Source organism: Piscinibacter defluvii (assembly GCF_004011805.1).
In the GTDB taxonomy this organism is placed as follows: domain Bacteria; phylum Pseudomonadota; class Gammaproteobacteria; order Burkholderiales; family Burkholderiaceae_C; genus Piscinibacter; species Piscinibacter defluvii.
Genome location: NZ_RCHJ01000003.1, coordinates 321,795 through 338,877, shown reverse-complemented (window position 1 = coordinate 338,877; position 17,083 = coordinate 321,795). Strand labels below are relative to the sequence as shown.

The 17,083-nt window shown below is 69.9% G+C and carries 17 protein-coding genes; 6 read left to right on the top strand and 11 right to left on the bottom strand.

Translation table 11 applies throughout. The features are described from left to right. Positions 1 to 7 precede the first annotated feature (7 nt). The 6 genes from tpiA to D9C15_RS11055 all read right to left on the bottom strand — a co-directional run bounded on the left by tpiA (position 8) and on the right by D9C15_RS11055 (position 6,930). On the bottom strand, positions 8 to 751 hold the full coding sequence (gene tpiA / locus D9C15_RS11080) for a triose-phosphate isomerase (RefSeq protein WP_375138774.1): 744 nt from the start codon (positions 749 to 751) through the stop codon (positions 8 to 10). A 19-nt stretch (positions 752 to 770) separates the two neighbouring features. Further along, a complete protein-coding gene (locus D9C15_RS11075; RefSeq protein ID WP_127997504.1) occupies positions 771 to 1,757 on the bottom strand; it encodes an NAD(P)H-quinone oxidoreductase in 987 nt (328 codons plus the stop codon). 13 nt (positions 1,758 to 1,770) lie between these two features. Continuing rightward, the gene (gene pnp, locus D9C15_RS11070) at positions 1,771 to 3,894 is read right to left on the bottom strand and encodes a polyribonucleotide nucleotidyltransferase (protein WP_127997503.1); all 2,124 of its coding nucleotides are present in this window, start codon (positions 3,892 to 3,894) and stop codon (positions 1,771 to 1,773) included. Between the two features lie 203 nt (positions 3,895 to 4,097). Then, positions 4,098 to 4,361, bottom strand: coding sequence for a 30S ribosomal protein S15 (gene rpsO / locus D9C15_RS11065; RefSeq protein ID WP_127997502.1), 264 nt, complete (start codon positions 4,359 to 4,361; stop codon positions 4,098 to 4,100). A 143-nt stretch (positions 4,362 to 4,504) separates the two neighbouring features. Beyond that, positions 4,505 to 5,656, bottom strand: a complete 1,152-nt coding sequence (locus D9C15_RS11060) for a pyridoxal phosphate-dependent aminotransferase (RefSeq protein WP_127997501.1) — start codon at positions 5,654 to 5,656, stop codon at positions 4,505 to 4,507. Next, positions 5,653 to 6,930 carry a branched-chain amino acid ABC transporter substrate-binding protein gene (locus D9C15_RS11055; protein WP_127997500.1) on the bottom strand — a complete coding sequence of 426 codons (1,278 nt, stop codon included), beginning with the start codon at positions 6,928 to 6,930 and terminating at the stop codon, positions 5,653 to 5,655. Before D9C15_RS11055 ends, D9C15_RS11060 begins: the two co-directional genes overlap by 4 nt. 88 nt (positions 6,931 to 7,018) lie before the next feature. On the opposite strand from D9C15_RS11055, the gene D9C15_RS11050 reads away from it, so the two are divergent. Further along, entirely contained in the window at positions 7,019 to 7,423 is a 405-nt protein-coding gene (locus D9C15_RS11050) for an Hsp20/alpha crystallin family protein (protein ID WP_127997499.1), read from the top strand. Positions 7,424 to 7,437: 14 nt separating this feature from the next. On the opposite strand, the gene tsaD is transcribed toward D9C15_RS11050, so the two are convergent. The 5 genes from tsaD to D9C15_RS11030 form a co-directional block, all read right to left on the bottom strand. After that, a complete protein-coding gene (tsaD, locus tag D9C15_RS11045) occupies positions 7,438 to 8,481 on the bottom strand; it encodes a tRNA (adenosine(37)-N6)-threonylcarbamoyltransferase complex transferase subunit TsaD (RefSeq protein ID WP_127997498.1) in 1,044 nt (347 codons plus the stop codon). A gap of 29 nt (positions 8,482 to 8,510) precedes the next feature. Continuing rightward, entirely contained in the window at positions 8,511 to 10,637 is a 2,127-nt protein-coding gene (locus D9C15_RS11040; RefSeq protein ID WP_127997497.1) for a peptidase domain-containing ABC transporter, read from the bottom strand. A 2-nt stretch (positions 10,638 to 10,639) separates the two neighbouring features. Next, complete coding sequence (locus D9C15_RS11035) at positions 10,640 to 11,881, bottom strand: HlyD family secretion protein (RefSeq protein WP_164886707.1); 1,242 nt, start codon at positions 11,879 to 11,881, stop codon at positions 10,640 to 10,642. 91 nt (positions 11,882 to 11,972) lie between these two features. Next, positions 11,973 to 12,137: a hypothetical protein gene (locus D9C15_RS33375; RefSeq protein WP_164886706.1), complete on the bottom strand. Its 165-nt coding sequence runs from the start codon at positions 12,135 to 12,137 to the stop codon at positions 11,973 to 11,975. A 149-nt stretch (positions 12,138 to 12,286) separates the two neighbouring features. Further along, positions 12,287 to 13,000 carry an autoinducer binding domain-containing protein gene (locus D9C15_RS11030; RefSeq protein ID WP_127997495.1) on the bottom strand — a complete coding sequence of 238 codons (714 nt, stop codon included), beginning with the start codon at positions 12,998 to 13,000 and terminating at the stop codon, positions 12,287 to 12,289. Between the two features lie 152 nt (positions 13,001 to 13,152). Between D9C15_RS11030 and D9C15_RS11025 the strand changes: the two genes are divergently transcribed. From D9C15_RS11025 to ntrB, 5 genes are all read left to right on the top strand, one after another. Then, complete coding sequence (locus D9C15_RS11025) at positions 13,153 to 13,527, top strand: DUF4902 domain-containing protein (RefSeq protein ID WP_127997494.1); 375 nt, start codon at positions 13,153 to 13,155, stop codon at positions 13,525 to 13,527. Positions 13,528 to 13,673: 146 nt separating this feature from the next. Next, positions 13,674 to 13,949: a hypothetical protein gene (locus D9C15_RS11020; protein WP_127997493.1), complete on the top strand. Its 276-nt coding sequence runs from the start codon at positions 13,674 to 13,676 to the stop codon at positions 13,947 to 13,949. A 49-nt stretch (positions 13,950 to 13,998) separates the two neighbouring features. Continuing rightward, a complete protein-coding gene (locus D9C15_RS11015; protein ID WP_127997492.1) occupies positions 13,999 to 14,634 on the top strand; it encodes an ANTAR domain-containing response regulator in 636 nt (211 codons plus the stop codon). Between the two features lie 278 nt (positions 14,635 to 14,912). Further along, on the top strand, positions 14,913 to 16,151 hold the full coding sequence (locus tag D9C15_RS11010) for a CmpA/NrtA family ABC transporter substrate-binding protein (RefSeq protein ID WP_127997491.1): 1,239 nt from the start codon (positions 14,913 to 14,915) through the stop codon (positions 16,149 to 16,151). Positions 16,152 to 16,175: 24 nt separating this feature from the next. Next, on the top strand, positions 16,176 to 17,078 hold the full coding sequence (ntrB, locus tag D9C15_RS11005; protein WP_127997490.1) for a nitrate ABC transporter permease: 903 nt from the start codon (positions 16,176 to 16,178) through the stop codon (positions 17,076 to 17,078). Positions 17,079 to 17,083: the final 5 nt, after the last annotated feature.

Sequence of the window (17,083 nt, the reverse complement as noted above, 5' to 3'; positions counted from 1 at the left end):
CGCGGCCTCAGGCGCCGGCGCGGCAGATGGCGATGAAGTCGGCCGCCTTCAAGGACGCGCCGCCGATCAGGCCGCCATCGATGTCCGCCTGCGCGAACAGCGTGGCCGCGTTGTCGGGCTTGACGCTGCCGCCGTAGAGGATCTTCATCTCGCCGGCCTTCTCGCTGGCGGCCTTGAGCTGCGCACGCAGCAGCGCGTGCACCGCCTGGGCCTGCTCGGGCGTGGCGGTCTTGCCGGTGCCGATGGCCCACACCGGCTCGTAGGCCACGACCACCTGCGAGATGCAATGGCCGAGCGTGTGGATCACCGCAGACATCTGGCGCTTGACCACCGCATCGGTCTGCCCGGCCTCGCGCTCGGCGAGCGTCTCGCCGACGCAGACGATCGGCGTGAGCTTGTGCGCCAGCGCGACCTTGGCCTTGTCGGCAACAAGCTGGTCGCTTTCGGCGTGGTAGGCGCGGCGTTCCGAGTGCCCGACGATCACGTAGCGGCAGCCGTACTCGGCCAGCATCGGCGCGCTGACTTCGCCGGTGTAGGCGCCGCTCTCGTGCGCCGAGCAGTCCTGCGCGCCCCACGCGACGTCCGCGCCCTGCAGCGACAGCGCCACGTCGGCCAGGTACGGGAACGGCGCGCACACCGCGACCTCGGCGACGTACGGCCCAGCCTCGCGCAGTGCGCCGAGCAGGTCGACGTTGCCGACCCGCGTGCCGTTCATCTTCCAGTTGCCGACCACCAGCTTGCGACGATTCATCGAAGGCATCCTGTCTTGCTCACCACTGCAGCACCAGCTTGCCGACATGCTGGTTCGATTCCATCAGCGTGTGCGCCGCGGCCGCCTCGGCGGCCGGGAACACCTTGAAGATCACCGGCTTCACGCGACCCGCTTCGAGCCAGGGCCAGACGTTCTTCTTCAGCGCCTGTGCGATCGCGGCCTTGAATGCCACCGGCCGCGGCCGCAGCGTCGAGCCGGTGATCGTCAGGCGCCGGCGCAGCACCTGGCCCGCGTCGATCTCCGCCTTCGTGCCACCCTGCACCGCGATGATCACGAGCCGTCCGTCGTCGGCCAGGCACGACAACTCGCGCGCGACGTAGTCGCCCGCGACCATGTCGAGGATCACGTCGGCGCCGCGCCCGCCGGTGAGCCGCTTCACCTCGGCGGCGAAGTCGGCGCTGCGGTAGTTGATCGCATGGTCCGCGCCGAGCGCGGTGCAGGCGGCGCACTTGTCGTCGCTGCCGGCGGTGGCAATCACCACCGCACCGGCCGCCTTGGCCAGCTGGATCGCGGTGACGCCGATGCCGCTGGTGCCGCCTTGCACGAGCAGCGTCTCGCCGGACTGCAGGCGGCCACGCTCGAACACGTTCGACCAGACGGTGAAGAAGGTCTCGGGCAGGCTCGCGGCCTCGATGTCCGTCAGGCCGGCCGGCACCGGCAGGCACTGGCCGACCGGCGCGACACACAGCTCGGCGTACCCCCCGCCGGCCACCAGCGCACACACGCGGTCGCCGACCGCCAGGCCGGCCACGGCCAGGGCCGCCGCATCGCCGGCCACCACGGTCCCGGCCACTTCCAGGCCCGGCAGGTCGGACGCGCCCGGCGGCACCGGGTACTGGCCCTTGCGCTGCAGCACGTCCGGCCGGTTCACGCCGGAGGCCGCGACGCGGATCAGCAGCTCGCCGGGCCCGGCCACCGGGTCCGGCCGCTGCACCGCACGCAGCACCTCGGGCGCGCCGTAGGACGCGATCTCGATCGCCTTCATGCGCGCGGCCGCGTCACTCCTGCGCCGCCGGCGCCGGCTGCTGGTCGCGGTCGATCAGCGCCTTCATCGACAGCTTGACGCGGCCCTTCTCGTCGGTCTCGAGCACCTTGACCTTGACGATCTGGCCTTCCTTCAGGAAGTCGGTGACCTTCTCGACGCGCTGGTGCGCGATCTGGCTGATGTGCAGCAGGCCGTCCTTGCCCGGCAGCAGGTTGATCAGCGCCCCGAAGTCCAGGATCTTGGTGACCGGGCCCTCGTAGACCTTGCCCACCTCGACCTCGGCGGTGATCTCCTCGATGCGCTTCTTCGCGTGCGCGGCCTTGTCGGCGTCGGTCGAGGCGATCGTGATGGTGCCGTCCTCGGCGATGTCGATCGTCGTGCCGGTCTCCTCGGTCAGCGCTCGGATCGTCGCGCCGCCCTTGCCGATCACGTCGCGGATCTTCTCCGGGTTGATCTTCATCGTGTACAGGCGCGGCGCGAACTGCGACACCTCGGTCTTCGCGCCGCCCATCGCCTCGACCATCTTGCCGAGGATGTGCATGCGGGCTTCCTTGGCCTGGGCCAGCGCGACCTGCATGATCTCCTTGGTGATGCCCTGGATCTTGATGTCCATCTGCAGGGCGGTCACACCGGTGGTGGTGCCGGCGACCTTGAAGTCCATGTCGCCCAGATGATCTTCATCGCCGAGGATGTCGGTCAGCACGGCGAAGCGGTTGCCTTCCTTGATCAGGCCCATCGCGATGCCCGCCACGTGGGCCTTCAGCGGCACGCCGGCGTCCATCAAGGCGAGGCAGCCGCCGCACACCGAGGCCATCGACGACGAGCCGTTCGACTCGGTGATTTCCGAGACGACGCGCATCGAGTACGGAAACTCGTCGCGGCCCGGCAGCACCGCCACCAGCGCGCGCTTGGCCAGGCGGCCATGGCCGATCTCGCGCCGCTTCGGCGAACCGACGCGGCCGGTCTCGCCGGTGGCAAACGGCGGCATGTTGTAGTGGAGCATGAAGTGCTCGCTGAACTCGCCGGCCAGCGCGTCGATCTTCTGGCTGTCGCGCTCGGTGCCGAGCGTCGCGGCCACCAGCGCCTGCGTCTCGCCGCGGGTGAACAGCGCCGAGCCGTGCACACGCGGCAGCACGCCATTGCGGATCTCGATCGGACGCACGGTGCGGGTGTCGCGGCCGTCGATGCGCGGCTCGCCGGCCAGGATCTGGCCGCGCACGATGCGCGCCTCGATGTCGAACAGCAGGCCTTCGACCTTGACGGTGTCGAACGCGACGCCCTCTTCCGTCAGCGCACCGATCACGAAGGCGTAGGCTTCGCGGCAGGCCTGCGTGCGGGCCTGCTTGGAGCGGATCTGGTAGGCCGCGCGCAGCTTGTCCTCGCCGAGCGCCACGACCTTGGCGATGAAGGCCTCGTCCTTGCCCGGCGCCTTCCAGTCCCAGGCCGGCTTGCCGGCGTCGCGCACCAGCTCGTGGATCGCGTTGATCGCGATGTTGCCCTGCTCGTGGCCGAACACCACGCCGCCGAGCATCACTTCCTCGGACAGCTGCAGCGCCTCGCTCTCGACCATCAGCACGGCGGCCTCGGTGCCGGCGACCACCAGGTCCATCTTAGAGTCGAGCAGCTGCGTCTTGCCCGGGTTCAGCACGTACTGGCCGTCGATGTAGCCCACGCGCGCCGCGCCGATCGGGCCGTTGAACGGAATGCCTGAGATCGCCAGCGCGGCGCTCGCGCCGATCAGTGCCGGGATGTCGGCCGGCACCTCGGGGTTCAGCGAGAGCACGTGGATGACGACCTGCACCTCGTTGAAGAAGCCGTCCGGGAACAGCGGGCGCAGCGGGCGGTCGATCAGGCGCGAGGTCAGCGTCTCGAGTTCGCTCGGGCGGCCTTCGCGCTTGAAGAAGCTGCCGGGGATCTTGCCGGCGGCGTAGGTCTTCTCGATGTAGTCGACGGTCAAGGGGAAGAAGTCCTGGCCGGGCTTGGCGTTCTTGGCCGCCACCACGGTGGCCAGCACCACGGTGTCGTCGACGTTGACCAGCACCGCGCCGCTGGCCTGGCGCGCGATCTCGCCGGTCTCGAGGGTGACGGTGTTCTGGCCCCACTGGAAGGTCTTGGTGACCTTGTTGAACATGCTCATGGCAGTCTCCGTTGCTTCAGGCGGACGACTTGTCGGGCGTCGTCCGGTTCCCGGAGTTGCGGCCCCTGGCGCGATGCCATTCCAGGGGCGCTCGTCGGGTGAGCGTCGCTGGAATGACACATCGTCAGCGGTGGCAGCCGTACTCCTAACCCAAAGAGCCTGTGCTGGCGGGTCCAGACAGGCTCTTCGTGATCATGCGTGGCTTACTTGCGCAGGCCGAGCTTGTGGATCAGCGCGCTGTAGCGCTCGGCGTCCTTGGCCTTCAGGTAGGACAACAGGCTCTTGCGCTGGTTGACCAGCTTCAGGAGACCACGGCGGCCGTGGTGATCCTTCAGGTGGGTCTTGAAGTGCGGCGTCAGCTCGTTGATGCGGGCGGTCAGCAGGGCCACCTGCACTTCCGGGGAGCCCGTGTCGTTCGCGCTGCGGGCATTGGCCTTGACGATCTCGGCCTTGTCGATGTTCGGCATGTCGCTCGTTTCCTGGTCGGAGAAACCGAGCCGGGGCTCGCCTGCGAGCGCACCTGCCGCGGTTTCCGGTTTCACTTGCGGTCGCCGGTGAAACCGACCGGCGCCGTGCCTGCCTACGCCCGTCGAGGCGCAGAACCTGGGGATTATAGCGGCAAGGCGCCGGCCAGCCGCTGCACCCCCGCCAGCAGCCGCTGCGGGTCGCGTGACGCAAAGCACCAGCGCAGCCAGCTTTCGGCCTCCGGCCCGAAGGCGGCGCCGGGCGCCAGGCCGAGGCCATGTTCGGTTACCAGGCGCTTGGCGAAGGCGAGCGAGTCGCCCTGCCCGGCCACACGGAAGAAGGCGTACATGCCGCCGTCCGGCACGGCCGTCTCGACGCCGGGCAGGGCGGCGAGCGCCGGCAGCAGGGTGTCGCGGCAGGCCCGCAGGCGATGCACCAGCGCGGGCACCGACGCTGCCGCGCCGGCCAGCGCGGCCAGGCCGGCGCGCTGCACGAACACCGGCGCGCAGGAGGTGTTGAACTCGATCAGCTTGCCCAGCGCCTCCACCAGCGGCGCCGGCGCGACCATCCAGCCGAGCCGCCAGCCGGTCATCAGGAAGCTCTTCGAGAAGCTGTGCACCGCGACCACCCGGTCCTCGGACGTGGCGAGGTCCAGGAAGCTCGGCGCGCAGGCCGCCCCGGGCACGTAGTACAGCCGCTCGTACACCTCGTCGGCGACGATCCAGGTGCCGGTGCGGCGGCAATGGTCGAGCAGCGCCTGCTGCTCGGGCCGGGTGAGTGTCCAGCCCGTCGGGTTGTTCGGCGCGTTGACGAGCAACACGCGGGTGCGGTCCGTCACCGCGGCCAGCAGGGCCTCGAGATCGAGTCGCCAGGCGCCCGCGCGCGGCACCAGCGGCACGCGCACGACCCGCGCGCCGAGGATCTCCGGCTGCGCGGTCAGGTTGGGCCACACCGGCACGACCGCGACGACCTCGTCACCGGCTCCGGCCAGGGCCTGCATCGCCAGCATCAGCGCGCTGACCCCCGAGGAGGTGACGGCGATGCGCCCGGCGCCGACGGCCGGGTGCAGGCTCGCGGTGTAGGCGGCGATCGCCTCGCGCAATTCGGGCAGGCCGAGGTTGTGGGCGTAGAAGGTCTCGCCGGCCGCCAGCGATGCCGCCGCCGCGGCGCGCACCGGCTCGGGCGTGACCTCGTCGCTCTCGCCGAACCAGAACGCGAGCACGTCGGGCCGGCCGAGCCCGGCGTTGGCCACCTCGCGGATCTTCGAGCCGGGCAGGCCGGCGATCACGCTCCTCATGGGCGCTCCATGGCGCACTGGTGGGCCTGCTCGGTCTGCTTCGCCTCCAGGCGGCGCAGCGTGCGGAAGCCGTAGCCCGAACCCTCGTTGTCGAATCGCACGCCCGGCGCGCCGGCCTTGTCCATCACGCTGACAACCAGCGGCTGCTGGAACTGGTGGTCCGCGGCACGCATCGTGCCCTGGTGCAGGCCACCGAGGCTGGCGCCGTCGTAGCTCATGCCCTCGAGCGCGCGCGCCACCGCGGCCGCCTCGGTGCTGCCGGCGCGCTCGATGGCTGCGGCGAGCATCTCCACCAGCACCTGCATGCGTGCGTGCACGTAGTCGTCCTCGGGCTTCGGGAACCGTGCGCGGAAGTCCGCGTAGAAGCGCTCCGAGCCGGGCGTGCCGGCATTCGGGTGCCACTCCGCCACCGCCAGCACCTTGCCCACGCCGGCCTCGCCGATCGCCGCCGGGGCGCCGAGTGCGTTGCCGTAGAAGGTGTAGAAGCGCGCGTCGACGCCGGCCTCGCGCGCCGCCTTCACCAGCAGCGTCAGGTCGTTGCCCCAGTTGCCGGTCAGCACGGCCTGCGCACCGCTGGCCTTGATCTTCAGCGCGTAGGGCAGGAAGTCCTTCACGCGACCGACCGGGTGGAGTTCCTCGCCGACGATGTCGATGTCCGGGCGGCGGGTGGCCACCGCCTCGCGCGCCGCCTTCAGCACATGCTGGCCGAAGCTGTAGTCCTGTCCGATCAGGTAGATCTTCCGCACGCCCGGGTCCTGCGCCAGCACGTCGATCAGCGCGGCCAGGCGCATGTCGGCATGCGCATCGAAGCGGAAGTGCCAGAAGCTGCACTTCTGGTTGGTCAGCACCGGGTCGACGGCCGAGTAGTTGAGGAACAGCGCGCGGCGCTGCGGCTCGCGCTGGTTGTGCTTGTTCAGCGCGTCCACCAGCGCGGCGGCCACCGCCGAGCTGTTGCCCTGGAGCACGAAGCCGACCTGGCGGTCGAGCGCGGCACGCAGCATCGCCTGCGCCTCCTCGGTGCCGCCCTTGCTGTCGAAGCGCTGCAGCTCGAAGCGCTTCGCCCCGCCGGGCAGCTTGACGCCGCCGCGCTGGTTGACGCGCTCGACCGCGAACAGCAGGTTGCGGTAGACCGCCTCGCCCGCGTTGGCGAAGCTGCCGGACAGGCCTTCGATCAGCGCGATCGGAATGGTCTCGTCGGCGCGGGCCGGCAGGGCCTGGATGAACGGGAGGCTGGCGCCGAGCAGGCCGGCGGCGAGTCGTCGAAGTGTGGTCATCGGCTCTTGAAAGAATCCGCGCCGCTCCCAACTCGACGGCACGGGCTGCCGCAGTCGCGGCCGAGCCGATCGATTCTAGGAGCACCGCATGTACGTCCTGCCCTTGGCCTATCCCCTGCCCCGCCGCGCCTTCCACCCGGCCTGGGCACGCCGCACTGCCGAGAGCGCGCCGCTGCGCCCGGCCATGGACGCGAGCGAGACCGACACCGCCTACACGCTGACCTTCGACCTGCCCGGCCTGACGCGGGAGCAGGTCAATGTCACCGTTACCGGCCAGCTGGTCAGCGTGGAGGCCGCCGCCAGCGAGGCGAACGCGGCCGACGGCTCGCGCGTGCTGCACCGCGAACGGCGCGTGCCGCGCTTCGCGCGGCGCATCGAGCTGCCGCTGGAGATCGACGCCGAGGCCGCGCAGGCCCGCTTCGCCGACGGCGTGCTCACGCTCACGCTGCCGAAGAAGCCGCGCGGCGGCACGCGAAACGTCCAGGTCCAGTAAGGCCGCCCGGACGCTCAGGCCGCCACCGACACCTCGGTCAGCGGCCAGCGTGGCCGCACGCCGAAGGCGTGGTCGGCCTGCGGGACGGTCAGACCGCGCTGGGCCCGCAGCGCGGCAGCCAGCGCGATCATCGCGCCGTTGTCGGTGCACAGTGCCAGCTCGGGGTAGTGCACGCGCAGGCCGCGCTTCGCGGCCTCGGCGTCGAGCCGGGTGCGCAGCAGCCGGTTCGCGCCCACCCCGCCGGCCACGACCAGCCGCGTCAGGCCTTCCTGCCGCAGCGCCTGCAGTGCCTTGCGCACCAGCACGTCGACGATGGCCTGCTGGGTGGCCGCGGCCAGGTTGGCCAGGTCCTGCTGGCACACGTTGGTCCCGAGCTTGCCCAGCCGGGTGCGCACCGCGGTCTTGAGGCCGGCGAACGAGAAGTCCAGGTCGCCGCTGTGCAGCAGCGGGCGCGGCAGCTCGAAGGCGGACGGGTCACCGAACTCTGCCAGCCGGGCCAGCGCCGGCCCGCCCGGGTAACCCAGGCCCATCAGCTTGGCCGACTTGTCGAACGCCTCGCCGGCCGCATCGTCGATGGTCTCGCCGAGCAGGCTGTAGCGGGCCACGTCGTCGACGCGCATCAGCTGCGTGTGGCCGCCGGAGACGAGCAGCGCGACGAACGGGAACACCGGCGGGTCGGCCGAGAGAAACGGCGACAGCAGGTGCCCCTCGAGGTGGTGGATGCCGACCACCGGCCGCTCCAGCGCCGCGGCCAGCGCGCAGGCCACACCGGCGCCGACCAGCAGCGCTCCCGCCAGGCCCGGACCCTGCGTGTAGGCCACCAGGTCGACGTGGCCGAGCCCGATGCCGGCCTCCGCGACCACCTGGCGCGTCAGCGGCAGCACGCGCCGGATGTGGTCGCGCGAGGCCAGTTCAGGCACCACGCCGCCGTAGGCGCGGTGCATGTCGATCTGCGTGTGCAGCGCATGTGCCAGCAGGCGCGGCGTGCCGGGTCCGTCGCTGCGCACCAGCGCGACGCCGGTTTCGTCGCAGGACGATTCGATGCCGAGGACGATCATGCGGCGAGTCTACGGCCCGCCGCGGCGCGTTAGCGCTGGGCGGCCGTTCCCGCCACGCTGCGCAGGTCCTGCGCGACCCGGCCCTCGCCCAGCACCACCACGCGCGAGGCAGCGGCGATGGTCTCGGGCCGGTGCGCGATCACCACGCGCGTGATGTCGAGTGCCCGGATCGCCTGGTTGACCTCGCGCTCGCGGTCGACGTCCAGCGCGCTCGTGGCCTCGTCGAGGAACAGGAATCGCGGCCGCTTGTAGAGCGCCCGGGCCAGCAGGATGCGCTGCTTCTGCCCGCCCGAGATGCTGACCGCCATGTCGCCGATCAGGGTGTGGTAGCCCATCGGCATGGCCTCGATCTCGTCGTGCACCGCGGCCAGTCGCGCGCACTGCTCGATGCGGTCGAGGTCGGGCTGGGCGTCGAAGAAGCTGATGTTGTCGGCGATCGAGCCGGCGAACAGCTGGTCGTCCTGCATCACGGTGCCGATCATGTCGCGCCACGCCGGCAGGCCGAGCTGGCGCAGCGGCACGCCGCCCACGCGCACCTCGCCACCCTGCGGCGCGAGGATGCCCAGCATCAGCTTCAGCAGCGTCGTCTTGCCGCAGCCCGAGGGACCGACGATGGCCACCGACTCGCCCGGCTCGATGCTCAGGTCGAGGCCGTCGATGACCGGCGGCTCGCCGTCGGAGTAGGCGAAGCGCAGCCCGGCGAGCTCGATGCGCGCCGGCAGCTCGCGCCGCAGCTGCGGCGCGTCGCGCTGCTCGGGCTCGGAGAGCACGATGTCGGCCAGGCGCTCGGCCTGCAGGCGCAGCATCTTCAGCTCGACGGCCTTGTCGATCAGCGCCGAGAAGCGCAGCGCGAACTGCTCCTTGTAGGCGAAGAACGCGAACAGCATGCCCACCGTGAAGCGCTGGTCCAGCACCAGCAGCGCGCCGATCCAGATCACCGCCACGCGCTCGAGGCCGAACACCAGCTTGTGCAGCACGCCGAACAGCAGCTCGAGCTTGCGCTTCACGATGTCGGCGTTCATCGCGTCGACCACCAGGTTCATGAAGCGGGCCTGGCGGTCCTCCTGCCGATTGAACAGCTTGATCGCCGCGACGCCGCGCAGCGACTCGAGGAAGTGGGTCGACTGGCGCGCCTCGTGCACGATGGCTTCCTCGCTGGCGTCGCGCAGCGGGCGGAAGAAACTCCAGCGCAGCAGCGCGTACAGCGCCACGCCGCCCACCGCCACGGCCGAGAGCAGGGGGCTGTAGATCGCCATCATCGTGAGCGTGACCAGCACCAGCAGCCCGTCGAGCACCGCCTCGATGAAGCTGGTGGTCAGGGTCTGCTGGATGTGCTGCACGGCGCCGAAGCGCGACAGCACGTCGCCGGTCTGGCGCTTCTCGAACCATTCGACCGGCAGGCGCATCATGTGCGCGAACACGTTGCCCAGCCATTGCAGGTTCAGCGTGCTCGACAGGTGCAACACGGCCCAGGAGCGCAGTGCCCCGGTGCCCACCTGCAGCAGCACCAGCAGGCCGAAGCCCAGGCCGAGCGTGAGCAGCAGGTCGCGGTCGGCGCTGACGACCACGCCGTCGACCACCCACTGCATGAAGAACGGCGACAGCAGCACGAACACCTCGAGCGCCAGCGCGAGCGCGAAGATCTGCAGCAGCGAGCGCTTCAGCCCCGACACGTGGCCCAGCAACGCGCGCAGGCTGAGCGCCTGGCGCTCGATGCGCGGGCGGAAGTCGGCACGCGGCGTCAGCTCGAGCGCGACGCCGGTGAAGCGGCGCGACACCTCGGCCATCGGCACCCGCCGCACGCCGCGCGCCGGGTCGTGCAGCACCACGTGGCCGCGCCGCACCTCCTTGAGCACGACGAAGTGATTCAGGTCCCAGTGCAGCACGCAGGGCAGCACCAGCTGGTCGAGCTGGTCCAGCTCGACCCGCAGCGCGCGGGCGTTGAGCTGCAGCCCATCGGCCATGCGCACCATGTCGACCATCGTGGCGCCGCGCAGCGAGAGCGTGAAGCGCCGGCGCAGGGTCTGCAGGTCGCTGCGCAGGCCGTGGTACGACGCCACCATCGCCAGGCAGGCCAGGCCGCACTCGGCCGCTTCGGTCTGCAGCAGCATGGGCAGGCGCTGGGCGCCGAAGCCGGTGCGCAGGCCCTGGAGCATGGTCAGACGCGCCGCGCGAGCCCGAGCAGCGGCTCGAAGATCCACTCGATCAGCCGGCGCCGCTCGAGCATCACGTCGGCCTCCAGGCGCATGCCGGGCGCCAGCGCCTGCTCGTGGCCGGCGGCGGGCACGGCCTGACGGTCGAGGGCGACGGTGATGCGGTACAGCGGTTCGCCGGCGGGCGCGCCCGGCGACGCGAGCTCGGCGAGCTCGGCCGCCTGCATCGGTGCACGCGACACCTGCACGATCTCGCCGCCGTGCACGCCGAATTTCTGGTACGGGAAGGCCTGGTAGCGCAGCTGCACGCGCTGGTGCGCCTGCACCAGGCCAATCGCGCTGGAGGGCGCGAGCAGCTGTGCCTGCAGCCTTGCGCCTTCCGGCAGCAGGCTGGCCAGCGCAACGGTCGGGCCGACCGACTGGCCGGGCTGCGCGACGACGGCGGTCAGCACGCCAGCGTGCGGGGCGCGCAGCTCGATGCGCCGCTGCGCCTCGTTCTCGGCCGCTTCCTGGGCGAGTTCGGCGATGTCCCGGTCGATCTCGCCACGGCGTGCCTCGCCCTGCATCGGCAGCTCGCGCAGGCGTGCCTGCATCTGCTCGATCTCGCGCAGATGGGCCGCGCGCAGGCGCTGCAGCGACTGCGCCTGGGCCCGCACGCCGAGCACCTCTTCGGCCTTGTTCTGCACCTGGGTCGGCGAGACGAAGTTGTCCGCGCGCAGCGCCTCGAGGCGCTGCAGGGCCTGTTCGGCCAGCAGCAGGCGCTGCGCCTGCAGCTTGGCCTCGGCGTCGATCTGCGCCAGTTCGGCACGCAGGCCCTCGAGCTGGCGCGACAGCGCGGCGACGCGCTCGCGCTCCAGGTCGTCCTGCTGGCGTGCGGCGTCGCGCAGGCTGCGCTGGCGCACGTCGAGCGACTCGCGCACGCTGCCGCGCTGGTTGGCGGCATCGACCGAGAGCACGTAGAGCAGCTCGCCGGCGCGCACGCTGCGGCCTTCGACCACATGGCTCTCCAGCACCGTGGCGATCTGCGGCGCCATCAGCCGCACCACACCACGCTCCGGCACGAGCTGTCCCTCGAGGCGCGCCTTGCGCGTGTACTCGCCGAACACCAGGAAGGCCAGCACCGCGGCGGCCGCGCCCAGCGCGCACAGCGTCAGCAGCTGCAGCGACAGCGGCTGCATCAGGCGGATGCCGCCCAGCCACTGCCTCTGACGGCTTTCGAGGGACTCGGGACGGAACAGGGTGGTCATGGAGACTCTGAAGACGACGAAGCGGCCGAGGCGCTCACCCGCCCGGCCGCATCGGCATGCAAGAGCGCCGCGCTGCGACGCCCGGATGATCTCACCAGACCTTCTTGGGCAGGTCGGTACCGCCGGCCACCTGACGCAGGGCGCGCATGTCGAGTTCGATCGGCGCGGGGCGTGCATCCACGCGCTGCTGGCGGGCAGGCGTCGACTGCTTGGCGGCCGGGACAAACGACGTCGGGGTGCGTTGTTGCGATTGCATCTGAGGCTCCTGGGCTGTCTGAGATCGCGCACCGTTGCGCGTGAACTCATTTCATCAGGGGCCGCGATGCGGCGTAACTGTCAGCTCTTACAGGTGAATGGAGCGTCGTCGCGCACACGCCGCGATACAGCCGGACACAGACCGGAGCTTCAGCGGATCAAGCCGAGGCGCAGCGCCTTCAGCACCGCCTGGTGCTTGTTGACGCAGCCGAGCTTGTGCATCGCATTGTTGACGTGCAGCACCGCCGTGCGCTCGCTGATGCCGAGGATGTTGCCGACCTCCCACGCGGTCTTGCCATCCATCGTCCAGCGCAGGCTCTCGATCTCGCGCGGCGTCAGGTTCGGCGTGCCGTGCTCGGGCGTGGCCGGCATCAGGATGCGCAGCGCAGCCTCCTGTGCGTGCACGGCGAACAGTTGCAGGTCGGCCACCATGCGGGTCAGTTCGGACTTGTCGCTGGGCAGGGACTGGTCGCGGTCCACACCGAGCACGAAGTGCCGGCCTTCGGGCAGGTGCAGCGCCATCGCGATGCCGGTGTGGTACCCGAAGCGGGCCTGCTCGTCCCACAGGTCGAGCTTGCCTGCACCGAGGTAGGTTTCGCGGTTCCAGATGATGGGCACGCTCTGCCGCTTGCAGTGCTGCATCACCGGGTCGGTGCGCCCGGAGCCGACGTCCTCGTAGACCTCGCGGAAGTTGGCCGGGGCGTTGTCGACGCTGATGAACTCCGACTCGCCGAGGAAATGGTCGATCACCGTCGTCGCGCTGACGGTGTCGAAGCCGAGCTGCTTGGCGAAGCGCACGACATGGCCGAGGAACTCATCCGGATCCTTGGCTTCCAGCACCGACAGGTAGCCGTCCTGCAGCATGCGCTTCCTACACGTTCCCGTGCATCCCGTGCAGAGTCACCCCGCGCATGCGCGGTCCCTGCAAGGTCTTACAGATGTCATCGGGCCGACGCATCGCGACACTGCCGACCATCGATCACCATCGGAGGACCGACGTCCGGTTCGAGATGCTCATGACACCCGCTTGGATCGTATGCGCCTGGCCGCCGGTATTGTGGCAGGTGGACGAAACCGCTCCCCTGCACCTCGTGCATCTCGGCACACGCGTGCTTCGTTTCGGCAACGACGAGGGACCGCTCATCGGACAGACGCTGTGGGGCGAAACGAGCGCCGAGCCCGTGGCCGGCGTGGCGTGGGACTGGGTCGAGGTTCAGGACGGCGTCGTGGCGATGGCCGACCCGCTGGGCGTCGTCACCAACCTGAAGCTGCTCGACGTCCGCGGTGTGGCGCTGAGCGACTTCCAGGTCGCAGTTCATCTGAACGGTCTGGTTCATTCCCTGCCCTGGCAGACCGAGGTCCAGCGCGCGATACACCACCTGAACGACTGACGGCCGCTGCATTCAGTTACGTGTTGGAATCCGGACTTTCCCGGAACCTTGACCCAATACACCCCCCGACAACAGCACGCGCGGTTACTCTTTCAATCATACCGGCAACAAAGTATTGCCGGTTGCCCAGCTCAGTCGTTGGAACCATGAAAGAGTATCGCCTCGTAGGGTGGCCCGAGCTCGATCCGGCCCGTAACCGCACCGCGTACCGTCGCCTGCTGACGGAGATGTCGCAGCGTCACGTGCCGCTCGATCACCTGATGGCGCGCAGCGGGCTGGGACGGCAGGAGGTGACACGGCTGCTCGACGATCTGGTCGCCCGTGGCCTGGTCAGCTGCCGGGAGTTCGGCCCGGGCGCCGCCACCGGTCAGCCCCTGGCGCGCTGGCTGCGCCGGGCGGTTCAGTCCCTGCAGGCACGCTGAGCCGCCGCACCGGCCCCACACTGGCTTGAATGTTGCTGCCGGAACGGGCATGTCCGTTCCGTCGGCCATCCGCATCGTCATCGTCGCGCCCGAACTGGCCGGTCCGGCCGGAATGGCGCTGTCCGCCGACGAGGCGGCCGAGGCGGAACGCTCGCGCAGCCTGCGCATCGGGTTGCTGCAGAGCGGCTACAACATCGTCGCCGTGCTGCCGGCCGATCCCTTCCTGCCCGAGCGGCTGGCGCAGATCTCGCCCGACATGATCATCGTCGACGCCGAGAGCCAGGCACGCGACACGCTCGAGCATGTCGTGATGGCCACGCGCGACGAGCGCCGGCCGATCGTGCTGTTCACCAACGACAACGACACCAGCCAGGTGGGCGCGGCGATTGCCGCAGGCGTGTCGGCCTACGTCGTGGCCGGGCTGGCGCCCGAGCGCGTGCGCCCGGTGCTGGAGATCGCCCTGGCCCGCTTCCGCCACGAGGAGACGCTGCGGCGCGAGCTGGCCGATGCGCGCACGCAGTTGTCCGAACGCAAGACCATCGACCGCGCCAAGGGCATCCTGATGCGGCGTCATCAGCTGGACGAGGAAGAGGCCTACTCGCGCCTGCGTCGCACGGCGATGGATCGCGGCATGAAGCTCGTCGACGTGGCCCAGCGCATCCTCGACGTGTCCGACCTGCTCTGAGCGGCGCCGCACCCTCGGGGTGCGGCGTGCGACGGTAGCGCGCCTCTTGTGGTGCACTGCAGCACGCGGGGGCGACAAGGGACCCGATCTCACCGGGCACGCGGCTTGCTCATGCTCTGCAGGCGGGTCAACGGCGATCCGCCAGAGCACCGTTTCGCGCCACGGCTGGCGCGGATCCGGTGGGACGACGACGTCCTCACGAACTTGGCCCGACGGGCCGACGACGTGTGGACGTTTTTTTTCGACTGCGTTTTCCACTCGCCATGAGCAGCCAGACGATGCGAAAGACCACCATGAGCCGCAGAACCCTGATCAAGGCCGCCGCAGCCACCAGCGCCGCCGGCCTCGTGCCCGGATTGCAGAGTGCCGTCCATGCCCAGGGATCCGACAAGCCCGAGAAGGAGGAGGTGCGGATCGGCTTCATCCCGCTGACCGATTGCGCCTCGGTCGTGATGGCCTCGGTGCTGGGCTTCGACAAGAAGTACGGCGTGAAGATCGTGCCCACCAAGGAGGCCTCGTGGGCCGGCGTGCGCGACAAGCTGGTCAACGGCGAGCTCGACATGGCCCACGTGCTGTGGGGCCTGGTGTACGGCGTGCACCTGGGCGTGGGCGGTCCGAAGAAGGACATGGCCGTGCTGATGAACCTGAACCACAACGGACAGGCCATCACGCTGTCGAAGAAGCTCGCGGACAAGGGCGCGGTCGACGGCGCGAGCCTCGCCAAGCTGATGGCGGCCGAGAAGCGCGACTACACCTTCGCGCAGACCTTCCCCACCGGCACGCACGCGATGTGGCTGTACTACTGGCTCGCCAGCGTGGGCGTCAACCCGATGAAGGACGCCAAGGTCATCACCGTGCCGCCGCCGCAGATGGTGGCCAACATGCGCGTGGGCAACATGGACGGCTACTGCGTCGGCGAGCCCTGGGGCCACCGCGCGATCGCCGACGGCATCGGCATCACCGCCACCACGACGCAGGACATCTGGAAGGACCACCCGGAAAAGGCGCTGGGCACCACGGCCGAGTTCGTCAAGAAGCACCCCAACACCTGCCGCGCGGTGATCATGGCCGTGCTCAAGGCGAGCAAGTGGATCGATGCCGGCCTGCAGAACAAGAACAAGATGGCCGAGACGGTGGCCGACAAGGCCTACGTCAACACCAGCGTGGACGTGATCAACCAGCGCATCCTCGGCCGCTACCAGAACGGCCTGGGCAAGACCTGGGACGACCCGAACCACATGAAGTTCTTCAACGACGGGCTGGTCAACTTCCCCTACCTCTCCGACGGCATGTGGTTCCTGACGCAGCACAAGCGCTGGGGCCTGCTGAAGGAGCACCCCGACTACCTCGGCGTGGCCAAGCAGATCAACCAGATCGATCTGTACAAGCAGGCGGCCGGCGCGCTGAAGGTCAGCATCCCGGCCAGCCCGCTGCGCAGCAGCAAACTCGTCGACGGCGTGGTCTGGGACGGCAAGGACCCGGCCAAGTACGCCGACGGCTTCAAGGTCCAGCTCTGAACCCGCGTCGCCCAGGAGTCCACCATGGTCAGTGCCGTGTTCCATTCCCCGCAGCGTGCCGCCGATGAAGCGCGCGCGCCGCGCGCCGCAGCCGTGAAGGCCGAGCCCGCCGCGGCGCCGGCCCGCGAGGCGCCCGCCCCGCGCACGCCGATCGACTGGTCGGCGCTCGCGCTGCGCCTGCTCGCGCCGCTGGCCGGCCTCGGCCTGCTGGTGGGCGTGTGGGCGCTGTTCACCATCAACGGCGGCACCTTCCCGACGCCGGCGGAGACCTTCGTCGAGGCAGTGAAGGTGTTCTCGGACCCGTTCTACCGCAACGGCCCGAACGACCAGGGCATCGGCTGGAACATCCTGTTCTCGCTCGAGCGTGTCGCGGTCGGCTTCGGCATGGCGGCGCTGGTGGGCATCCCGATGGGCTTCATGATCGGCCGCTTCGAGGTGCTCAACCGCATGGTCTCGCCGCTGATCAGCCTGCTGCGCCCGGTCTCGCCGCTGGCCTGGCTGCCGATCGGGCTGCTCGTCTTCAAGGCCGCCAACCCGGCAGCGATCTGGACCATCTTCATCTGCTCTATCTGGCCGATGATCATCAACACCGCCGTCGGCGTGCAACGCGTGCCGCAGGACTACCTGAACGTCGCGAAGGTGCTGAACCTGAGCGAGTGGAAGGTCATCACGAAGATCCTGCTGCCCGCCGTGCTGCCCTACATGCTGACCGGCGTGCGCCTGTCGGTGGGCACGGCCTGGCTGGTGATCGTCGCTGCCGAGATGCTGACCGGCGGCGTGGGCATCGGCTTCTGGGTCTGGGACGAGTGGAACAACCTGAACGTCAAGCACATCCTGATCGCCATCGTCGTGATCGGCGTGGTCGGCCTGCTGCTGGAACTGCTGCTGGTCAACATCGCCAAGCGCTTCAGCTACGACGAACACTGAAACGG